The organism is Nevskia ramosa DSM 11499, assembly GCF_000420645.1.
GTDB lineage: Bacteria > Pseudomonadota > Gammaproteobacteria > Nevskiales > Nevskiaceae > Nevskia > Nevskia ramosa.
Window position 1 is genome coordinate 117,413 of sequence record NZ_ATVI01000009.1, and the last position, 19,629, is coordinate 137,041.

The following is a 19,629-nucleotide window of genomic DNA, read 5'->3' on the forward strand; positions in this document are numbered from 1 at the left end:
ATGGATCAGATCGAGCGGTTCCGGCTGTCGGATCAGTACCAGACGCTGAAGAGCAGCGTTCACCGGCACCTGATTGCCCAGATCGAGGATCGCAAGCTCGACATCTACACCTGGCCTGCCGACAAGGTCGAGCGCTTCGTCGCCGAGCAGGTCAAGCGCTATGTGCTCGAACAGCGGCTGCCGGTCAACCAGCGCGAGTCCGAAGCGCTGATCGCCGATGCCCGCAACGAACTGCTTGGCTTCGGGCCGATCCAGAGCCTGGTCGATGACGACACCGTCAACGACATCGTCGTCAACGGCCCGCACAACGTTTTCATCGAGCGCGGCGGCAAGCTCTATTCGGCGCCGGTGCGCTTCAATGACGACAACCACGTCATCCGCGTGATCCAGCGCATCCTGGCGCCGCTCGGTCGCCGGGTCGACGAATCGACGCCGATGGTCGATGCCCGTCTGCCCGATGGTTCGCGAGTCAACGCGATCATTCCGCCGATCGCGCTCGACGGTCCCTGCCTTTCGATCCGCAAGTTCAAGAAAGTGCCGCTGACGGCGGAAGACCTGCTGAAGAGCGGCAGCATCACCCAGCCGGAACTCGATTACCTGAAGCGCAAGGTCGAGACGCGGACGAATCTGATCGTCGTCGGCGGCACCGGCTCGGGCAAGACCACGTTTCTGAACCTGCTGAGCAGCTGGATTCCTTCGGGCGAGCGCATCGTCACCGTCGAGGATGCCGCCGAACTGCGCCTGCGCCACAACCACGTCGTGCGCCTGGAAACCCGGCCGCCGAATCTGGAGGGCCAGCGGGCAATCAGCGCGCGCGATCTGGTCCGCAACGCGCTGCGCATGCGGCCGGATCGGATCATCGTCGGCGAGGTACGCAGCGACGAAGTGCTGGACATGCTGCAGGCGATGAACACCGGCCATGATGGCTCGATGACCACGTTGCATGCGAACAATGTTCGCGATGCGATGCATCGCATCGAATTGCTCGCCGGCTTCGCGGGCTACACCGGCGGCGAAAAGACCTTGCGCGGCCAGATTGCCGCGGCGATCCAGCTGGTCGTTCATGTCTCGCGCCTGTCCAGCGGCCAGCGTCGGGTCATGTCGATCAGCGAACTGCGCGGCCTCGATGGCAGCGAACTGGTGATGCACAACGTGTTCCGCTACGAACCCGAGTCCGGCATCGTGGTGCCTCAGGAGGCTGCATGAACGCCGGAGTGACCTTGATCGTGCTGGGCGCCGTGCTGCTGCTCGGCGTCGCCGTATGGCTGTTCCTGCAGGCGCGGGACCAGGAGTACCAGTCCGACGTCAAGATGCGCCTGCGAGTCAGCGGCGCCGACGAGGCCGCGATCAGTCAGGGTAGTTCGACGATCCGCAATCCCGTGCTGCGCTGGATCTGCCATCTGTTCTGGCGCACGGGCTCGGAAATCCGTCCGGAGGCCGTGGTCCGTCTGCTTCTCGGCATTGTGGTGGCCACAGTGCTGCTGACGGTGATCGTCGGGCCTTTCATCGTCCTGCCGGTGGTTGGCATCGGCCTGACCCTGGTCTACATGCTGCTGATCCAGCGCGCGGTCTGGCGCCGGATCAAGATCGTCGAGCAATTGCCGGCTTACCTGGAAAACGTGATTCGCGTGCTCGCTGCCGGCAACACGCTCGATGAAGCCTTGAATCAAGCGGCGCGCGAAGCGCCCAATCCGATCCGGCCGCTGTTCTCCTCGATCGGTCGCCAGGTTCGCCTTGGTGCGCCGCTGGAACAGGTGCTCAGCGAAGCCGGCGAGATCTACCGCTTGCGTGATCTGAAAGTGATGGCGCTCGCCGCCAGCATCAACCGCAAGTACGGCGGCAGCATGCGCGGCGTGCTGAAAAGCCTGATCGTGGTGATTCGCCAGCGCTCGTCGGCCGCGCAGGAACTGCGCGCACTGACGGCCGAAACCCGCTTCTCCGCCAAGATGCTGGCCTTCATCAATATCGGCCTGTTCGCCTGGATGTATGTCAGTAATCCGAAGTACTACGACGTGATGATCAACGACTCCACCGGCCTGCTGCTGCTGGCCGGTTCGGGGACGATGCTGTTGCTGGGCTTCGTGGCCATGTGGCGGATGCTGAAGGGCATCGACGAGAGCGAATCATGAGTCCGACGATCTATGCGATGGTCGTGGTCGGCGCGGTGCTGTTCGGCATCGCCACCATTGGCGTACTGATCTGGATGGCGTTCGATGCCCGCGCCGGCCGGCGTCTGCGCCAACGTCTCGAACTCGGCGGTGCCGAGCTAGGCGACAACTTCGATGGTGCCGAACACAAGCAGCTGCTCGAAGGCTTTGCCCGCCGTGGCCAGTCTCTGGACAAGCTGGTCGACAAGGAAGGCGAGACGCCGCGCCTGCTGGCTCAGGCTGGCTGGCGAGGGCCAGAATCGCGACTGATCTTCTACGCGCTGCAGGGGCTGGTGCCGGTGTTGCTCGGCATTGGCGTATTCATCGGTGTGCTGAGCGGCGCCGAGCTATTCAAGCCGCCGATGCTCTACGCGATGATCTTCGCGGCATTCGCGATCTCGCTGCTGCTACCCCGAATGGTGCTTCGCAGAGCTGCAGCGACGCGGCGGCAGAAGATCAAGCGCGAGGTACCGCTATTCGTGCACCTGATGGTGCTGCTGTTCGAAGCAGGCCTGTCGACGCGTCAGGCGCTGGCCTCGATCGTCCGCGACGGCCGTGGCGTGCTGCCCGAACTGGGCCGTGAATTCGATTCCGCCGTGCGCCAGTTCGATACCGGTGCCGATACCGGCGAAGTGCTGCGCCAGCTCGGTGACATGCTCGAGGTCGACGACCTGAGCAATATCATCGGCGTGCTGCGCCAGGTCGATCGCTACGGCGGCGAAGTGCGCGAGCCGCTGCTCGACATGATGAAGCTGATCGAAGAGCGCCGCAGTCTTGATCTGCGCGAGCAGGTCAACATCATCTCCGGCCGTCTGACCGTGGTCATGGTGCTGTTCTTCTTTCCAGCACTGCTGATCTTCGTGGCGGGGCCAGCGACCCTCAGCATCATTCGCACGTTGGGCGCGGTTGCGGGCAAGTGATTCGACCATGAATCGGTTATCGCTTCTGGTCATCGTGTTGCTACTGAGCGGCTGCGCGCAGCGGGTAGTTCGCCAGACGCCGCCGGACGATTACGAGCCGATCGCGGCCGATCCTTCCAAGGTCGTCGAGATTCGCGATGACGTGATTCGCGGCCTGCTCGACAAAGGTCAGTATTACGCAGCGCTCGCGCACATCCAGGAGCAGAAGCAGGCGGCGCCGGACAGCGCACAGCTGATCTACCTGGAAGCCGAGGCACGCCGCCATCTGGGGCAGACCGCTGCGGCTGAACTGTTGTACCGACGTCTGATGGGCGGCGCGCTGGAAGGCAAGGCCTGGCATGGCATCGGTCTGATGCTGACCCGCAAGGATCTGGAAGGCGCGATCCGGGCGCTGCGCAGCGCCTCGGCGAAGTTGCCGACCGATGTCGAGATTCGCAACGATCTGGGTTATGCCTTGATGGAAGCCGGCCGCTATTCGGAAGCGCTGCCGGAGTTGTCGACGGCCGCTGAGCTGGCGCCGGCGCAGCTCAAGAGCCGCAACAATCTGATCATCCTGATGCTGCTGACCGGCAATCAGCCGGGCGCCGATCAGATGGCCAAGCAGGCGGGCGCCACGGCGGAAACGATGAAACGGCTGCGTGCCGAGGCCCAGAGCATCCGCAGCCGGCAGGCGGCACGAAGCGTCCGTACGCCGAGCTGAACCGACGAACGGCCCTGCTGCAGGGAACCCATTTCACCGACCGGCGGATCGAGTTCGCCGGTCACACAGGAGAAGGAAGATGCGCGCAAAGATCATGTTGGTTCCGGTATTCGCACTGGCGTTTGCTGCCGGTTCTGCTTGCGCGGAGGAAGCGTCCAGCGCCACCAGCGGCGAAGCGGCGGCCACGAGCTTCGGCTCGACGACGCGCGACTGGACCAATCTGCAGACCGGCGGCAGCGCGGCATCCCGTACCGCTCGGCCGCTGCCAGGCGACGCCTCGAAGAATATCTATGATCGCTATGCAGACAGCTTCAAGCATCCGATCCCGGAAAAATTCGATCGCGACTCGTTCGCGACCAAGGAGAAATGAGTTCAGCCTGCGGGTAGGCTGGCCCAAGCATCGGACAGCCTCGCGAACTCGGCGGGTGACAACTGCTCGGCGCGGATACCTGGCTCGATGCCGACAGCGGCAATCTGCGCCGCTGTCAGCAAGCCCTTCAGGCCATTGGCCAGGGTCTTGCGCCGCTGGTTGAACGCTGCGGCGACCAGTCGCTCGTAAGCGCCGAGATCAGCCAGCGGAAACGGCGCCGGCCTCGGCGTCAGCCGAACCACGGCGGAATCGACCTTCGGCGGCGGATGGAAGGCTTCCGGGCCGACATCGAACAGACTGACCGCTGCGGCGCGCGCCGCCATCGATACCGTCAGCCGGCCGTAGTCATCGCTGCCTGGCTCGGCGCACAGGCGGTCGACCACTTCCTTCTGCAGCATGAAATGCATGTCCTTCACCAGACCGGCGATGCCGAGCAGGTGGAACAGCAGCGGCGTAGAAATGTTGTACGGCAGATTGCCGACCAGGCGCAGCGGCCGGCCATCGTCGATGAACTGCGCGAAATCGACTTCCAGCGCATCGCCCATGTGGATTTCCAGCTTCTCCGACTGGCCACAGGCCGCGCGCAGCGGTGCGATCACGTCGCGATCGATCTCGACCACGCGCAGCCGCGTCACCTTCGGCAGCAGCAGCCGGGTCAGTGCGCCGCGGCCTGGGCCGATCTCGACCAGGGCATCGTCCGGCTTCGGATTGACCGTGCGGACGATGCGATCAAGTACCGCCTGATCGTGCAGGAAATGCTGGCCGAAGCGTTTTTTCGGTGCGCTCATCGAGCGATCTCCTGACGGCGCGCGACCAGTTCGATGGCGGCATGGATTGCCGCCCGCAAGCTGCCGGTATCGGCGCGGCCAGTGCCGGCCAGTTCCAGCGCGGTGCCGTGATCGACCGAGGTGCGAATGATCGGCAGACCGAGCGTGATGTTCACTGCCTCGCCGAAGCCGCTGGACTTCAGCACTGGCAGGCCCTGGTCGTGATACATCGCAAGTACGGCATCGGCACCGGTGAGTCCTTTGGCAGTGAACAGCGTGTCGGCCGGCAACGGGCCGATCAGGTCCAGACCTTCGGCACGAAGCTGATCGAGCACGGGAATGATCGTGTCGATCTCCTCGCGGCCCAGATGACCGCCTTCGCCGGCATGCGGATTCAGGCCGCAGACCAGGATGCGCGGGCGGGCGATGCCGAACTTGCTGCGCAGGTCGCCATCGACGATCCGCAGCACGGCGGCCAGACCCTCGCGGGTGATCGCATCCGACACCGCACGCAGCGGCAGATGGGTAGTCGCCAGCGCCACGCGTAGCTTGGGAGCGGCGAGCAGCATCACCGGCAGCGGCGCGCCGCAGAGTTCGGCGAGAAATTCGGTATGGCCGGTGAACGGCATGCCGGCGTCGTTGATCACGCCCTTGTGCACGGGTGCTGTGACCATCGCATCGGCAGCGCCAGACAGGCAGGCGCGCGCGGCGACTCGCAAGGTGTGCAGCACATAGCCAGCGTTGGCCGGATCGAGATGACCGGCGTTGACCGGTGCCGCCGTTTCAACCGGATGCACCTGCAGGCTGCCCGGCACATGGACGGCATCGCTGGCCGCGACCAGGCGCAGCGGCAGGCCGAGCAGCGCAGCGCGCTCTGTGAGCAGCTCAGGATCGGCGACAACCGCCAGCTGCGCGGCCAGCGAATCCTGAGCGATGCGGATGATCAGATCAGGGCCGATGCCCGCCGGTTCGCCCGGCGTGACGATCAGGCGGGGCAATGCGGCCACTAGCCTGCCGGCGTGGCAGCAGGCGGCGTCGTGGAGGCAGGGGGCGTCGCGGCATCGGGCGTGGTCATCCGATACTCGACATAGGCTTCCTCGCGCAGGCGACGAACCCAGGTCTCGTACTCCTCGGCTTCCTTGCGCACCGAGATCGAGGTGCGGATGCGGCCGCGACGAGCTTCCACCGTCGCGTCACGCGTGCGGCGATCATTGACCTTGGCGATATGCCAGCCGAACTGGGTGTGGAACGGCGTGCTCAGCTGGCCCGGCTGCAGTTCGTCGAGCGCTTTCTGGAACTCCGGCGCGAACACGCCCGGCGGTTGCCAGCCGAGATCACCACCCGAATTCTTGGAACCCGGATCGTCCGAGTACTTCTTCGCCAGCGCGGCGAAATCCTCGCCCTTGACCAGGCGCTCGTGAATCTCGCGAATCAGCGCCTGAGAGCCGTCGTCGTCGCGCAGGGCGTTGACCTGCAGCAGGATGTGCTGCGACTTGGTCTCGCTGACCGTGGTGCGCTCGCCGGCGTCGCGCTTGTCGGTCAGCTTGATGAGATTGAAGCCGCTGCCCGATTCGATGATGTCGGCAACGTCGCCAATGGCGAGCTTCGGGGCGACCTTGGCGAATGCGGTCGGCAGGTTGGCGCCCTTGCGCCAGTCGAGATCGCCGCCGGACAGCGCCTGCTGGCCATCGGAATTGGCGATCGCCAGCTGGGTGAAATCTTCGCCACCCCGGGCACGGGCCAGCAGCGCCGTGGCCTTGGCGCGCGCCGCTTCGCGGACTTCCGTGGTGGCGCCGTCCGGCACCGACACGAGGATGTGGGCGAGACGATATTCGGTGGTGTCTTCAGCGGAGGCCGTGGCCAGCGCCAGATCGATGTCCTGATCGGTGACCTGCACGCGCGAAGCGACTTCCTTCTGGCGCACGCGCTGGGTGAGCACTTCGTCGCGGATCTGCTCGCGGACCGAGGCGTAGTCGAGACCATCCTTCTTCAGCGCGTCGATGAACTGCGGCAGGCTCATCTTGTTCTGCGCGGCGACCGAGGCCAGCACGTCGTTCAGTTCGCGATCGTCGATGCGGATGCCGGCTTCGGCGGCACGCTGGGTCTGCAGACGGGTGACGATCAGGCGCTCCAGCACCTGTGATTCGATCACGCCGGCAGGCGGCGCCGGGATGTTGCGATCGCGCAGCTGGGCTTCGGCGATCTTCAGGGCGCGTTCCATCTCGCTCTGCAACACAACACCATCGTTGACCACGGCGATGATGCGATCGAGTGACTCCACCGCCGCCAGCGCCTTCGCGCCAGTCAGAGTGGCGACGATCAGGAATGCGAGCTTGAGCAGGGACTTGGTGGGCATCATCAGCACAGGTGAGACGGAACGGGCGAAAAGGTTATCACGCGCGGCTTAAGTGGCTTCAGCGGCTGCCCAGGCTGCGCCTGTCGCTGTCGAAATCATCATTCGGCAGCAGGCGTTCGAAGCCGTTGCCGATCCGGGTCAGGCCCTTCAGCTCGAGCTGCACGTAAAAGCCGTTGTTGAAGCGATCGACGCCGCCAACCAGATAGCGACGATAGGTGGCGCTGACTGCCCAGCAGCAGGTCTGGTATTCGGCGCCGCCGAAGGCTTCCAGCGTGCTGTCGTCGCGCAGGCTGTAACGCATCCGCGCCGCCAGCCGCCAGGCATCGGTGATCGGCGTCGAGAAGCTGGCATCGGCCTGTTCGAGCAGATCACGCCGATAACGATAGGCGAGGTCGAAGCGGCGGCCGCCGGCGCTGGCTTCCGGGTCCCGGTAGCGCAGCGCGACGGAACTGCGCTGCACGCGGTCCAGGGTCGGCGCGACTTCGCTGGTGCCGGTTGCCGACCAGCGGCTGGTCAGCTGGTATTCGAGATTGCCGAGCAGGTTGGAGCCGCCTTCGCTCGGCGTGGCGAAGTTGGGCAGATCGACTCTCGGGCCGCGGAAATAGTAGATCTGGCCGAGCGTGGCGCTGAGCCGGGCGATGCCGGAGTCGCTTTCGATCAGCCGCGAGGTGACCGCTGTGGTCAGCTGGTTGGCGTCGGATACCCGGTCGTAGCCGGAGTAGCGATTGCGCGCGAACAGCTGCGGGAAATCGAAATCGGGCAGGCCGCTGTCGAACAGCGGCAGCTGGTTCTGATCGCGATACGGCACGTACAGGTAGAACAGCTTCGGTTCCAGGGTCTGGACGTTGCCGCCACCGGTCAGGCGCTCGAAGCGCAGGCCGCCCTCGGCGCTGAGCAGCGGCAAGGTGCGGCGCGGTGCATCGGGCACGCCGGCATCGGTGTTGGTCAGGTTGTAAGCGGTGTACGACAGATCGCCCTGGGCATTCGCATACCAGGACAGCTGATCGTGTTCCCAGCGCAGATAAGGCTGGGCGATGACTCTCTGGCCTTCCACCGAGCCGGCTCGCGCGAAGTTGGTGAACTCGCCGAACAGGCCGGCGCGGGTACCGAGGAAGCTGTTCTTGCTCAGGCCGTCGACCCGAATCTGCGGCAGGCGCGTGTACGGGTCCGGATCGAGGCCGGTCAGGCTGGAAGTCTGGGTGGTGGCCAGCGTCTGGTATTCCTGCACCAGCGCTTCGACGCGGAACACGGTCGGTGCCTGATAGGTGAATTTGACGCCGCGCTCCAGGAACGGCGTCGAGGTCAGATCGACACCCCCGCCGAAGGTCGCGAAGTAGTTGCGATCGCTGACATAGCCGTATTTGGCTTCGACGCCGAGGCTGCGGCTCAGTGCGCCGACATGGCGGTAGTCGATGTAGCTGCGGCTTTCGCCGCCGAGCTTGTCGTCGCTCGGCAGGTATTCGCCGAACAGCGAACCTTCATTGCTGGACAACAGATAGCGGCCTTCGCCGCCGATCTGCGCGCCGCGCTCTGAAAGGTAGCGCGGAATCAGGGTCACGTCGTAGTTCGAACCGAGATTCAGATAGACCGGCCAGCGAATGTCGAAGCCGGTGTTCTGGTTGTTGCCGACGATCGGAAACAGGAAGCCGGAATGGCGCAGGCCATCGATCGGAAACTGGAACCAGGGCAGGTAGAACAGCGGCACGCCCTGGAAACGCAGCAGCGCATTGGTGGCTTCGCCGCGGCCAGTGTCCTGATCGAGCGAGATGGTCGATGCCGTCAGCGTCCAGGCCTCGTTGCCGGGCGCACAGGTGGTGAAGCGCACCCCTTCGAGCGTGGCATTGCCGGCCTCGGCCACCGACATCTTTTCGGCCACGCCACGGCCGTTGATCGAGCGCAGGGTGAAATCGTTGTTGAGAAACACGCCGTTGCCGAGCTTCAGATCGTAGTCGGTCTGGCCGCTGCGGATCGCGTAGCGCGAGTCGCGGAACAAGGTCTGCGAATCGGTGCGCAGGCGCTGGTCGGATTCGCTGTAATCGACCTTCTCGGCGGCGAACTCGCGGCCGTTCTGGCTGACCCGCACCGAGCCGCTGAGGCTGGACTGGCCGCCTTCGTTGAAATCGACCTTGTCTGCGTTCAGCACCAGTTTCGGATCGGCCGGAATCGGCGGCATCTCGCTGGTGAAATCGATCTGCGGGCACGACGCCGGTTCGCCGCGAGCGGCGCTGCTGCACAGCACTGATAAGACCGCGCAGGCGCGCAGCAGTCGGAACGTAGAGGGTCGCAAGCTGGAGGGTCCTTGAAGGCCGGCGAAGTATGGGTTTGCTCGGGCCTGTTGACAATTATTTTGCGCCCGGCGCGATCATCCCGGCCATTGTCGTCCGGCGCTCGGTGCAATTGCATCGGCGCGCTCTTACCCTATGGCTTCCCTTCGATCTCCAGCTTCCTGCCCGTGACCGGCTCCGCTTCCGTTGCTGCCTCCCTGAACGCCCTCGATTCCCGCGCCGTGCAGGCGCGCGACTGGGCTTTTGCTTCTCTCGGCCTGAGTGTCGAGCCGGGCGGTGCCAGCTTCGCACCGGCTTCGGCCGATGCCAGCTTTCGGCGCTATTTTCGTATCGTTCATGGAAGCCGCAGCTGGATCGTCATGGATGCGCCGCCCGCGCAGGAAGACTGCCGGCCGTTCCTGAAAGTCGGCGCGCTGTTGCTCGAAGCCGGTGTGCATGCGCCGCAGGTATTGGCGCAGGATCTCGGGCAGGGTTTCCTGCTGCTGGCCGACCTCGGTGCGCAGACTTATCTCGATGTCCTCACGCTCGACAATGCCGACGAGCTGTTCGCGCCGGCAATCGGCACGCTGATCAAGTGGCAGCTCGCGTCGCGCCCCGGCGTGCTGCCGGACTACGACGAGCCGCTGCTGGCGCGCGAACTGGCGCTGTTCCCGGACTGGTATCTGTCCCGCCACCTCGGCGTCAGCTTGAGCGGGGACGATCTCGCTGCCTGGCAGTCGGTCTGCACGACCTTGATCGCCGCCGCACTCGCGCAGCCGAAGGTCTATGTCCATCGCGATTACATGCCGCGCAATCTGATGATCAGCCAGCCGAACCCAGGCGTGCTCGACCATCAGGATGCCGTCTACGGTCCGATCGCCTACGACCCGATCTGCCTGTTCAAGGACGCTTTCCTGAGCTGGCCGGAAGCGCGTGTCGATGCCTGGCTGCGCCAGTACCACCGGCAGGGCCTGATGGCCGGGCTGCCGCTGACTGCGGACTATGTCGCCTTCCGCCGCGATGCCGACTGGATCGGCCTGCAGCGCCATCTGAAGGTGCTCGGCATCTTCGCCCGCATCAACTATCGCGACGGCAAGCCGAAGTATCTCGCCGACACGCCGCGCTTCGTCCGCTACGTGATCGATGTCGCCGTCCGCTATGCGGAACTGGTGCCGCTGGCGAAACTGTTCGAACACCACGTGCTGCCGGTTGTGCCGCTCGTTTGATCACATGAAAGCGATGATCCTTGCAGCCGGTCGTGGTGAACGCATGCGACCGCTGACCGACCATACGCCGAAGCCGCTGATTCCGGTTGCCGGCCGGCCGCTGATCGAGCATCACCTGCTGCGACTGAAGTCGGCCGGCGTCACCGACATCGTCATCAATCTTGGCTGGCTCGGTGATCGGCTGCGCGACCATCTTGGCGATGGCTCGGCGCTCGGTCTGTCGATCGCCTGGTCCGAAGAAGGCTGGCCAGCGCTGGAAACCGGCGGCGGCATCTTTCACGCGCTGCCTTTGCTCGGCGCTGCGCCATTCCTGCTGATCAATGGCGATGTCTGGAGCGATTACCCGCTGGAACGCCTCGGCGCGCGTGCGACGACCCTTCCGGACGACGATCTCGCTCATCTGCTGCTGGTGCCCAATCCGCCGCACAACCTGCGCGGCGATTTCGGTCTTGCCGGTGACGAGAATGGTGGCCGCTTGATCACCGCCTGTGCCGAAGCGCATACCTTCAGTGGCTTGTCGGTGCTGCGTCCCGAACTGTTCGTGGACTGCACACCCGGCGCGTTTCCGCTGGCGCCGCTGCTGCGCGATGCCGCGATCCGTGGCCGAGTCAGCGCCGAGTTGTACCGCGGCAACTGGATCGATGTCGGCACGCCGGAGCGGCTGGCCATCCTTGAAGCTCAATTCACGCAGGAGGTTCGATGAGCAGTCCCGAAATCCAGGTCAGCAAGGCCGCCGATGGCAAGCTGATGCAGGTGGTCAGCGCTGGCCGTCACCTGTTCAGCGTCGATGCACCGATCGCTTCCGGCGGTGACGATGGCGGGCCCGATCCGCACGACCTGCTCAATGCCGCACTCGGTGCCTGCACTGCGCTGACGGTGACCATGGTCGCCCAGCGCCGGCAGATTCCGCTCGACGATCTGAAAGTGACGATCGCCTTCACCGAAGCCGATGGCGTCTACCGGATCACCCGCACCTTGGCCTTCATCGGCGCGCTCAGCGAGGAGCAGAAAACCTATCTGACCGGCATCGCCAACAAGTGCCCGATCCACAAGGCATTGAGCGGGCGGTTCGAGATCAGCACGCTGACCGCCGAGGCCTGAGCGCAGTCTCAGGCGCTGGTTTCACCGGCCAGCACACCATGCGCCTGCTGGTCGGCGTGGTAGCTGGAGCGCACCATCGGCCCGCTGGCGACGTGATCGAAGCCCATTTCCAGGCCGACCACGCGCAGGCGCTCGAACTCGTCCGGGTGCACGTAGCGGCTCACCGGCAGGTGGTGCTTCGACGGCTGCAGATACTGACCCAAGGTGAGCATGTTGACGCCGTGGGCGCGCAGATCGCGCATCACCTGCTCGATCTCCTCGATCTCCTCGCCGAGGCCGAGCATCAGCCCGGACTTGGTCGGCACGTTCGGGTGCAGGCCCTTGAAGCGTTCCAGCAGATCCAGCGACCAGTCGTAGTCCGAACCGGGGCGGGCCTGCTTGTACAGGCGCGGCACGGTTTCCAGATTGTGATTGAAGACGTCCGGCGGGTTGTCCTTGAAGATCGCCAGCGCCGGGTCCATGCGGCCGCGGAAATCCGGTACCAGCACTTCGATGACGAGCTTGGGAGAAGCAACTCTCGACTCGGCAATGCAGGCCGCGAAGTGGGCGGCGCCGCCGTCCTTCAAGTCATCGCGATCGACGCTGGTGATGACCACATAGCGCAGGCCCATGTCGGCGATGGTGCGGGCCAGCTTGGCCGGTTCCTCGGTGTCCAGCGCATTCGGGCGGCCGTGGGCGACGTCGCAGAACGGGCAGCGCCGGGTGCAGATGTCACCCATGATCATGAACGTCGCCGTGCCCTTGCCGAAGCATTCGGACAGGTTCGGGCAGCTGGCTTCTTCGCAGACCGTGTGCAGGCCGTTGGCGCGCAGCGCTGCCTTGACCTTGGCGACTTCGGCCGATTCGCCGAGCTTGGCGCGAATCCAGTTCGGCTTGCGCAGCGGGTTGACGGTCGGCTCGACCTTGATCGGAATGCGCGCCATCTTCTCGGCGGCGCGCAGCTTCACGCCGACAACGATCGGAGCGGGCGGGGCAGGCTGGGCAACAGGGGGCGACTGGGACACAGGAGAACCTGATGTGTCTGGAATGCCGCGTAGTTTACGACCGCAGGGCCGATTGCGCCGGGCGAGGCGCTGCTACTTTCCTACTAGCCGGGCTGAGCTGGCTCAAGCCGCGATCGAGTCGCGGGCTTCGCGCGCGATCAACGTACGGATCGAATCCGGTGCGATGGCGCTGCAGATCGCCGTGTGCGCGGCATGTGCGAGGCTGGCTCGGTCGTGACCCTCCGGATCGATCGCTGCGCAATAGATGATTTCCGCGGTGATCGCGCCGTGCTTGAGCAGCCGGATGATGTTGTCGAGCAGCACGTCGTCGCCGATGTAGGGCGCAGTGGCTGTGCCGTCGGCTGCGCGTGAAAAGCGCAGCGCGATCGGCTGTACCGGCCGCTTCGTTTCGATCGCGGTCGCGAACAGGCGCGGCTGGAATTTCAGGACGATCGAACCGTCGGTGGTGGTGCCTTCCGGGAAGAACACGATGGAGTCGCGGCCCAGATGCTGATCGATTGCTTCGATCAGTTGCTTGGTGCCGCCCGAGCCGCGGCGCAGATAGAAGGTGCCGCAGGCATCAGCCAGCCAGCCGATCACCGGCCATTCGCCGACTTCGGCCTTGGACACGAAGCGCGTCGCTTCGCAGGCAGCGACCACCGGGATGTCGAGCCAGGAGATGTGATTGCAGACCATCACCTTGGTGCCGGCCAACGGCGTGCCACGGACGATCAGCTTCACGTCGAGGATGCGCAGCAGCACCCTGTGCCACCAAGTGGCGAGGTTCTCGCGTGACCAGCGACCGCGGCCGTTGATGATGACGAGGATCGGCAGCAGCAGCCCCACCAGCAGGTGGGAAATGACCCGAAGGCCCTTGGTGCCTACCCGTAGATAAGTCATTGCGGACGTTATGAACGCAGCGCCCTAAGCGTGACCCGCAACAACAGTCGTCTCTTCGATCTTCGAGCGGTCCAGGAAGTGGCGGGCGTAGCGCGGGTGCAGATCGCTGACGTTGAGCAGCACGAAGACGTCGGCGCAGTTGAATTCGCGATCCCAGTACGGCTCGCCGCAAGCCTTGGCACCGAGGCTGAAATAGGCTTTCAGCAGCGGCGGCAGGCGCACCTTGTCGACCGGGCGGGCATCGGCGATCGGCAACTGGATCAGCGGACGCACTCTCTGCCAGGGCGCGGCCATGTATTTCTGCTTGATCTGGCCAAGGATCGCGTGGGCGTTGGCACCACCGTCTTCCAGGCCGATCGAGGCGCAGCCGAACAGATAGTCGAATTCGTTCTTGATGATGAACTCGGCAAGCGCCTGCCAGAGCACGGCGATCACCACACCGCTGCGATATTCGGCATCGACGCAGGTGCGGCCGACTTCCATGACCCGGCCGGGCAGGGAGTCGATCATCTTCAGATCGAACTCGCCGGCGGAATAGAAGCCACCGGCGCGCGAGGCCTTGTCGTCGGTCAGGATGCGGGTGCAGGCAACCAGACGGCCGCTGCTGGTTTCACGCACCGTGAGGTGGCGGCACCAGACATCGTAATGGTCGGTATCGAGGCCTTCTGCGCCGCCGTCGATGTCGGCACCCATCTCGCCGGCAAAGATGCGATAGCGCAGACGCTGAGTCTCTGCGATCTCGTCGGGCGTGGTCGCAAAGCCGGCGATGAAGCGGGGCGTGCTTTCCGGTGTGCTGGTTTCAATCACTGGGGACATGACTTGCTCCGACGAACATTTCGCAAACTCTATGAACGTCGCGTTGAAATGTGATGACTTCGGCTTGAAGCATTTATGACAGCGCGGCCGGATTGACGTTCGTCATCCAGCTCTTGTGGGCTTCGGTCGAAGTCCAGACCAGGTGGTGCAGTCTTGATAAAGCGATGGAATCCGTCAACAGCATGTTCTTCTGATTCGCATCGAGCTTTGCCGGCCCCTGGATCAAGGCCGTCTGCAGCAGCGCCAGACGCTCGCGCTTGGTGGCATCCGAGTGGAACGCCCGTGCCGTGCCGGCCGAACAGACCAGTGCATTGGCGATCGGATCGGTCACGGCCACGCGGAAATCGGAGTACTCCGGCGCCCGCTTGAAGCCGAGCGCGGTCCAGCGCAGTTCGCGTGGCGGCACCGCTTCCTCGGGAATCAGGAAGAAGCGGCCGTTCTTGAAGGTCCTGCCCAGCGTCACCTTGCTGGACCAGACCGACAGCGGAATCGCCAGCATCAGGGCGCCGACCACTGGCAGCAGCCACCACAGGAACGCGGGTTCCAGGTAGTAGACGAGTGCCGCCCAGAGCACGCCGAGCACGGTGCCGAAGCCATGACGGGCGATCGCTTCCGACCACGGCGTCTGCGAGTCCTCGCGCGGTGGCGATTTCCACTGGATGCCGATGCCAAGCAGCGCCGCGGTCACGAAGTGGGCATGGAACAGCATGCGCACCGGTGCCAGCATCGCCGAGAAGATCAGCTCCATCAGCATGCTGAAAGTCAGGGTCAGGCCACCGCCGAAGTTGCGGGTGCCTTTCGCGAGGATGACGATCACCGCCAGGATTTTCGGCAGGAACAGCAAGGTGGCCGTCGCCGAGAACAGCGCGATCGCCCATTCCGGATGCCATTCCGGCCAGGACGGAAACAGCTGGTTCGGCTGCGTGAAGTACTGAGGCACGGCAAAGGTCTGCACGGCGAGCAGCGCCGTCGACAGCACCAGCGAGGTGAACCACAGCGGTGCCGACAGATAGGCCATGACGCCGGTCATGAACACCGCGCGATGTGCCGGATGCAGGCCGGAGGTCATGAACAGGCGGAAGTTCATCAGATTGCCTTGGCACCAGCGGCGATCGCGCTTCAACTCGTCGAGCAGGTTCGGCGGCATTTCCTCGTAGGAACCGTCGAGGTCGTAGGCGATCCACACCGCCCAGCCGGCACGACGCATCAAGGCCGCTTCGACGAAATCGTGGCTGAGGATTTCGCCGGACAAGGCACCACGCCCCGGCAGGCGGGGCAGGGAGCAGTGGGCCAGGAACGGCGCCACGCGGATGATCGCGTTGTGGCCCCAGTAATGGCTTTCGCCGAGCTGCCAGAAGTGCAGGCCGGCGGTGAACAGCGGGCCGTAGACTCGGGTCGCGAACTGCTGGATGCGGGCGTACAGCGTGTCGCGGCCGGAGGCGCGCGGCGCCGTCTGGATGATGCCGGCGCTCGGGTTCGCTTCCATCAACTGGGCGAGACGCACCAGGCAGGCGCCGCTCATCACCGAGTCGGCGTCGAGAATCACCATGTACTTGTAGGCCGAGCCCCAGCGCCGGCAGAAGTCGGCGATGTTGCCGCTCTTGCGCTTGATGCGATGGCGACGGCGCCGGTAATGCACGCGGCCGAAGCCACCGACTTCGCGGCACAGCAACAGCCAGGCTTCAAGCTCGGCGACGCGGATGTCCGGATCGGAGGTGTCGCTGAGGATGTAGAAATCGAATGCTGCACCTTGTCCGCTGCGCATCACCGAGTCGTAGGTGGCGCGCAGGCCGGCGAACACGCGGGCAGTGTTCTCATTGCAGATCGGCATCAGGATTGCGGTGCGCGCGCCACCCGGCAGTTTCGAGTCCGGCACCTTGCTGCTGTTGATCGAATAGCGGTCCTGGCCGATCAGCAATTGCAGAAAGCCCATCATCGCCGTCCAGAACCCGGCCGATACCCAGGCGAACAGCACCGCATACAGGATCAGCATCGCCACTTCGAGCGCATGGGCGCCGTGATACGGCAGCACCGCGGTCATGTAATAGGTGGCGACCACGGTCTGGGCGATGACCAGAAACACCAGGATGAAGCGGCGGACCGAGGCAGCCACATGCCAGCGGCCGGCCGGCATTGGCGCATCCGGTTCCGGGACGGCAGCGCTGCCTTCCTCGGGCCGCTGGCTGCTGCCGCCGAGCAGCAGGCGGCCGATCGAACGGAACAGGGCTTTCAGCGGATTCGGCGACCATGGCCTCGACGTGAACGATGCGCGGCGCAGCGTCGGCATCGTTGCCAGGCGCACCCGGCCCTGCAGGTCTTCGGTGAAGGCGCGGCTTTCCAGCTGCTCGCCGTGTCGTTCGGCACCGTCCAGCGCCATTTTCAGGCGCGGTGCGATCGAGCTGAGCGCCGGATTCTCGGTATCGAACCCTTCCCCGGCCAGCAGGTGATGGACCTCGACCAGGGGATCCGCCGACCGCGCGGCTTTCGCCAGCAAGTCCGCACGCGCGGCATCCGACAGATGCAGCTTCGCGCAGTACGCTTCTGCTGCAGCCAGGGAGGTAGGCGAGGCGCTCGATGAGTCCATGATCGATGTACTGCCCGGATCAGCCCGGCGGCAGCACGTAGCTCCAGGTTTCCGACAGGGTGTTGTTATCGCCCTTCAGGTAGGCGCGCAACTCGACCGCCTTGTCTTCATCGACCCGCTTCAGGCGCAAGGAGACACGCCAGCCGCCGGTGACTTCGTTGCGATAAGTCGTGCGTTCCAGCAATTCGCCATTGCCGTCGACGGTGACCACACCTTCGATCTTGGCGTCGGCCTTCAGCTTCTCGAGCGCCGGACCGGTGAAATCGATCACGAAGCCGATGCTGCCGTCGTTGCCGCGTCCGTAACCGCCGCGTCCGCGCCGGCTCTGCTCGACCCAGGCGAGCGGCGGCCGCTTTTCCTTGTCCATCTGCCAGAGCATGCGGTAGTCGAGCGCCAGCGGCGTGCCCGGCTGCGGCACGCTGTCCGGCACCCAGTAGGCGACGACGTTGTCGTTGGTCTCGTCCGGTGTCGGAATCTGCACTAGCTCGACTCTGCCGGCACCCCAGGCGCCCTTCGGCTCGATCCACAGGCTGGGCCTGAGTTCATGGCGCACTTCCAGATCTTCGTAGCGCTCGAACTTGCGGTCGCGCTGCATCAGGCCGAAGCCCTGCGGGTTCGACATCGAGAATGACGTCACCAGCAAACGCTTCGGATTGACCAGCGGCCGCCAGATCCACTCGCCGGTGCCGGAAGCGATCGACAAGCCATCCGAGTCATGCACTTCCGGACGGTAATCCTCGTGATCGGCCGGCTGGTTCTCGCCGAAATAGAACATGCTGGTCAGCGGCGCGATGCCGAGCTTGCTGACGTTTTCGCGCAGGAACACCCGCGCCTTGGTGTCCATCACTGTTTCCGAGCCCGGCTTCAGGATGAACTTGTAGGCACCCGTGGCGCGCCGCGAATTGAGCAGCGCGTAGATCACCAGTTCCTTGGCGTTGGCTTCCGGGCGAACCACCCAGAACTCTGTGAAGCGCGGGAATTCCTCGCCCGAAATCAGGCCGGTGTCGATCGAAAGACCACGAGCCGACAAGCCATAGCGCTGCCCGGCACCGAGCGCGCGGAAATAGCTGGCGCCGAGGAACACCAGAACCTCGTCCTTGTACTTGGGCGTGTTGACTGCGAAATGAACGCGGAAGCCGGCGTAGCCGAGATCGCGGAACGATTCGGCATCGACCTTGTTGTCACCGTAGTTGAAATCATCCGGCGTGAACTTCAGTTCGCGCAGCGCCCGGCCATTGACCTCATTGATCTTCACCGGCCGGTCGTAATAAAGGCCCTGATGAAAGAATTGCAACTCGAATGGCAGTTTTTCCGCATGCCACAGCGCGCGATCCGGCTTGAAGCGGATATCGCGGTAGTGGTCGTAGCCGAGCTGCTGCAAGGCTTTGGGCAACCGTCCTTCCGGTTTCTCGAACGGCTGGGCGGCCAGCGCCTTGGCTTTCGCCGAAACATCTTCGAGATCAAAAGCCTGCGCCGGGCCTGAATGCACGGCAGCGCAGCTCAGCAGTACGGCGCAGGCCCCACTCAGCAGGCGCAAGGCAAGCCATCGGGCGTGCCGTCGGTCGGTCGAATTCATCGGGTAGGGGTCTGTGATCGGAAAGCGTCGCGGCATTTTACGTGACCACGAGCGCAACATCGGATGAGCACGGACTGTGCCCATGGCCGAACAAGAACTTAAACGGATGACGTGACCGCCGGTATGGCAACGGTTGGTGCAAGGAAGGATTCGTACACGCCTCGCAGGCGATTGATCATCAGGCAGAACAGATCGGCGGTGCGCTCGGCGTCGTAGATCGCCGAATGGGCTTCCCGCGTGCTGTAAGGCAGGCCCGCCGCTTCCAGCGCCCGCGCCAGCACCGTCTGGCCGAGGATCGCGCCGCCCAGGGTCGCGGTATCGAAAGCCGAAAACGGATGGAAGGGATTGCGCTTGATATCGCAGCGGCCGACCGCGGCATTGACGAAGCCGAGATCGAAATGGGCGTTGTGGCCGACCAGAATAGCCCGCGTGCAGCCATGTTCGGACACCGCCTGACGCACCGGCTTGAACACCTGGGCCAGCGCTTCACGCTCGGGAATGGCACCGCGCAGCGGGTTGGTCGGGTCGATGCCGTTGACCTCCAGCGAGGCCTTTTCGATGTTCGCGCCCCGGAACGGTTCGACGTGGGCGGCGTGGGTGACATCGCGGACCAGGTTGCCCTCGCGGTCGAACTTCAGCAGCACCACGGCGATTTCCAGCAGCGCGTCGGTGCGATTGTTGAAGCCGCCGGTTTCGACGTCGACCACCACCGGCAGGAAACCGCGAAAGCGCTGACCAATACGCGGCGCAGGCTTGAACGCGTCAAGCAGGGCGGGGGGGAGTTCCATGGGATGCCGGGGGAGAGTTCGGGGCGGAGTTTAGCCGATGGGGGATCAGCGATGCCGCGCTGCGGCATGAACGGCCCGCGCGTCAAGGCCTGACCGCAAGCTCGATCGTCTGGCATCGCTATAATTCGCCG

The 19,629-nt window shown here is 64.6% G+C and carries 18 protein-coding genes; 8 read left to right on the forward strand and 10 right to left on the reverse strand.

Going from position 1 to position 19,629, the window contains the following annotated elements; translation table 11 throughout:
• The 5 genes from G513_RS0115805 to G513_RS23500 all read left to right on the forward strand — a co-directional run bounded on the left by G513_RS0115805 (position 1) and on the right by G513_RS23500 (position 4,137).
• Complete coding sequence (locus tag G513_RS0115805; protein WP_245563134.1) at positions 1 to 1,206, forward strand: TadA family conjugal transfer-associated ATPase; 1,206 nt, start codon at positions 1 to 3, stop codon at positions 1,204 to 1,206.
• The gene (locus G513_RS0115810) at positions 1,203 to 2,129 is read left to right on the forward strand and encodes a type II secretion system F family protein (RefSeq protein ID WP_022977832.1); all 927 of its coding nucleotides are present in this window, start codon (positions 1,203 to 1,205) and stop codon (positions 2,127 to 2,129) included. Before G513_RS0115805 ends, G513_RS0115810 begins: the two co-directional genes overlap by 4 nt.
• Positions 2,126 to 3,067, forward strand: a complete 942-nt coding sequence (locus tag G513_RS0115815; RefSeq protein ID WP_022977833.1) for a type II secretion system F family protein — start codon at positions 2,126 to 2,128, stop codon at positions 3,065 to 3,067. Before G513_RS0115810 ends, G513_RS0115815 begins: the two co-directional genes overlap by 4 nt.
• A gap of 7 nt (positions 3,068 to 3,074) precedes the next feature.
• The gene (locus G513_RS23495) at positions 3,075 to 3,767 is read left to right on the forward strand and encodes a tetratricopeptide repeat protein (RefSeq protein ID WP_022977834.1); all 693 of its coding nucleotides are present in this window, start codon (positions 3,075 to 3,077) and stop codon (positions 3,765 to 3,767) included.
• A gap of 79 nt (positions 3,768 to 3,846) precedes the next feature.
• The gene (locus G513_RS23500; protein WP_022977835.1) at positions 3,847 to 4,137 is read left to right on the forward strand and encodes a DUF3613 domain-containing protein; all 291 of its coding nucleotides are present in this window, start codon (positions 3,847 to 3,849) and stop codon (positions 4,135 to 4,137) included.
• Between the two features lie 2 nt (positions 4,138 to 4,139).
• On the opposite strand, the gene rsmA is transcribed toward G513_RS23500, so the two are convergent.
• From rsmA to G513_RS23510, 4 genes are read right to left on the reverse strand one after another with little or no spacing between them, the layout of a single operon-like run.
• A complete protein-coding gene (rsmA, locus tag G513_RS0115830; protein ID WP_022977836.1) occupies positions 4,140 to 4,925 on the reverse strand; it encodes a 16S rRNA (adenine(1518)-N(6)/adenine(1519)-N(6))-dimethyltransferase RsmA in 786 nt (261 codons plus the stop codon).
• On the reverse strand, positions 4,922 to 5,911 hold the full coding sequence (gene pdxA, locus G513_RS0115835) for a 4-hydroxythreonine-4-phosphate dehydrogenase PdxA (protein ID WP_022977837.1): 990 nt from the start codon (positions 5,909 to 5,911) through the stop codon (positions 4,922 to 4,924). The genes rsmA and pdxA overlap by 4 nt, the downstream gene beginning before the upstream one ends.
• Positions 5,911 to 7,260 carry a peptidylprolyl isomerase gene (locus G513_RS23505; RefSeq protein WP_084711589.1) on the reverse strand — a complete coding sequence of 450 codons (1,350 nt, stop codon included), beginning with the start codon at positions 7,258 to 7,260 and terminating at the stop codon, positions 5,911 to 5,913. The genes pdxA and G513_RS23505 overlap by 1 nt, the downstream gene beginning before the upstream one ends.
• A 58-nt stretch (positions 7,261 to 7,318) precedes the next feature.
• Positions 7,319 to 9,547 carry an LPS-assembly protein LptD gene (locus tag G513_RS23510; RefSeq protein WP_156891731.1) on the reverse strand — a complete coding sequence of 743 codons (2,229 nt, stop codon included), beginning with the start codon at positions 9,545 to 9,547 and terminating at the stop codon, positions 7,319 to 7,321.
• 219 nt (positions 9,548 to 9,766) lie between these two features.
• On the opposite strand from G513_RS23510, the gene G513_RS0115850 reads away from it, so the two are divergent.
• From G513_RS0115850 to G513_RS0115860, 3 genes are read left to right on the forward strand one after another with little or no spacing between them, the layout of a single operon-like run.
• Positions 9,767 to 10,750, forward strand: coding sequence for an aminoglycoside phosphotransferase family protein (locus tag G513_RS0115850; protein WP_436197943.1), 984 nt, complete (start codon positions 9,767 to 9,769; stop codon positions 10,748 to 10,750).
• A gap of 4 nt (positions 10,751 to 10,754) precedes the next feature.
• A complete protein-coding gene (murU, locus tag G513_RS0115855) occupies positions 10,755 to 11,453 on the forward strand; it encodes an N-acetylmuramate alpha-1-phosphate uridylyltransferase MurU (protein ID WP_022977841.1) in 699 nt (232 codons plus the stop codon).
• Positions 11,450 to 11,851: an OsmC family protein gene (locus G513_RS0115860; protein ID WP_022977842.1), complete on the forward strand. Its 402-nt coding sequence runs from the start codon at positions 11,450 to 11,452 to the stop codon at positions 11,849 to 11,851. Before murU ends, G513_RS0115860 begins: the two co-directional genes overlap by 4 nt.
• Before the next feature lie 8 nt (positions 11,852 to 11,859).
• On the opposite strand, the gene lipA is transcribed toward G513_RS0115860, so the two are convergent.
• From lipA to rnt, 6 genes are all read right to left on the reverse strand, one after another.
• A complete protein-coding gene (lipA, locus tag G513_RS0115865) occupies positions 11,860 to 12,798 on the reverse strand; it encodes a lipoyl synthase (protein ID WP_022977843.1) in 939 nt (312 codons plus the stop codon).
• 159 nt (positions 12,799 to 12,957) lie between these two features.
• A complete protein-coding gene (locus tag G513_RS0115870) occupies positions 12,958 to 13,734 on the reverse strand; it encodes a lysophospholipid acyltransferase family protein (RefSeq protein WP_022977844.1) in 777 nt (258 codons plus the stop codon).
• Positions 13,735 to 13,758: 24 nt separating this feature from the next.
• On the reverse strand, positions 13,759 to 14,550 hold the full coding sequence (locus G513_RS0115875; RefSeq protein WP_022977845.1) for a GNAT family N-acetyltransferase: 792 nt from the start codon (positions 14,548 to 14,550) through the stop codon (positions 13,759 to 13,761).
• A gap of 73 nt (positions 14,551 to 14,623) precedes the next feature.
• The gene (gene mdoH, locus G513_RS23515; protein ID WP_022977846.1) at positions 14,624 to 17,134 is read right to left on the reverse strand and encodes a glucans biosynthesis glucosyltransferase MdoH; all 2,511 of its coding nucleotides are present in this window, start codon (positions 17,132 to 17,134) and stop codon (positions 14,624 to 14,626) included.
• Positions 17,135 to 17,153: 19 nt separating this feature from the next.
• Positions 17,154 to 18,710 carry a glucan biosynthesis protein G gene (locus G513_RS0115885; protein ID WP_084711575.1) on the reverse strand — a complete coding sequence of 519 codons (1,557 nt, stop codon included), beginning with the start codon at positions 18,708 to 18,710 and terminating at the stop codon, positions 17,154 to 17,156.
• 98 nt (positions 18,711 to 18,808) lie between these two features.
• On the reverse strand, positions 18,809 to 19,498 hold the full coding sequence (gene rnt / locus G513_RS23520) for a ribonuclease T (protein ID WP_022977848.1): 690 nt from the start codon (positions 19,496 to 19,498) through the stop codon (positions 18,809 to 18,811).
• Positions 19,499 to 19,629: the final 131 nt, after the last annotated feature.

Bases quoted from the DNA above. Each gene is read 5' to 3' on its own strand.
- G513_RS0115810 (WP_022977832.1), top strand. From the start codon at position 1,203: ATGAACGCCGGAGTGACCTTGATCGTGCTGGGCGCCGTGCTGCTGCTC.
- G513_RS23505 (WP_084711589.1), bottom strand. From the start codon at position 7,260: ATGCCCACCAAGTCCCTGCTCAAGCTCGCATTCCTGATCGTCGCCACT.
- G513_RS23500 (WP_022977835.1), top strand. From the start codon at position 3,847: ATGCGCGCAAAGATCATGTTGGTTCCGGTATTCGCACTGGCGTTTGCT.
- G513_RS0115815 (WP_022977833.1), top strand. From the start codon at position 2,126: ATGAGTCCGACGATCTATGCGATGGTCGTGGTCGGCGCGGTGCTGTTC.
- murU (WP_022977841.1), top strand. From the start codon at position 10,755: ATGAAAGCGATGATCCTTGCAGCCGGTCGTGGTGAACGCATGCGACCG.
- G513_RS0115805 (WP_245563134.1), top strand. From the start codon at position 1: ATGGATCAGATCGAGCGGTTCCGGCTGTCGGATCAGTACCAGACGCTG.
- G513_RS0115875 (WP_022977845.1), bottom strand. From the start codon at position 14,550: ATGTCCCCAGTGATTGAAACCAGCACACCGGAAAGCACGCCCCGCTTC.
- mdoH (WP_022977846.1), bottom strand. From the start codon at position 17,134: ATGGACTCATCGAGCGCCTCGCCTACCTCCCTGGCTGCAGCAGAAGCG.
- rsmA (WP_022977836.1), bottom strand. From the start codon at position 4,925: ATGAGCGCACCGAAAAAACGCTTCGGCCAGCATTTCCTGCACGATCAG.
- G513_RS23495 (WP_022977834.1), top strand. From the start codon at position 3,075: ATGAATCGGTTATCGCTTCTGGTCATCGTGTTGCTACTGAGCGGCTGC.
- rnt (WP_022977848.1), bottom strand. From the start codon at position 19,498: ATGGAACTCCCCCCCGCCCTGCTTGACGCGTTCAAGCCTGCGCCGCGT.
- G513_RS0115860 (WP_022977842.1), top strand. From the start codon at position 11,450: ATGAGCAGTCCCGAAATCCAGGTCAGCAAGGCCGCCGATGGCAAGCTG.
- G513_RS0115870 (WP_022977844.1), bottom strand. From the start codon at position 13,734: ATGACTTATCTACGGGTAGGCACCAAGGGCCTTCGGGTCATTTCCCAC.
- G513_RS0115885 (WP_084711575.1), bottom strand. From the start codon at position 18,710: ATGAATTCGACCGACCGACGGCACGCCCGATGGCTTGCCTTGCGCCTG.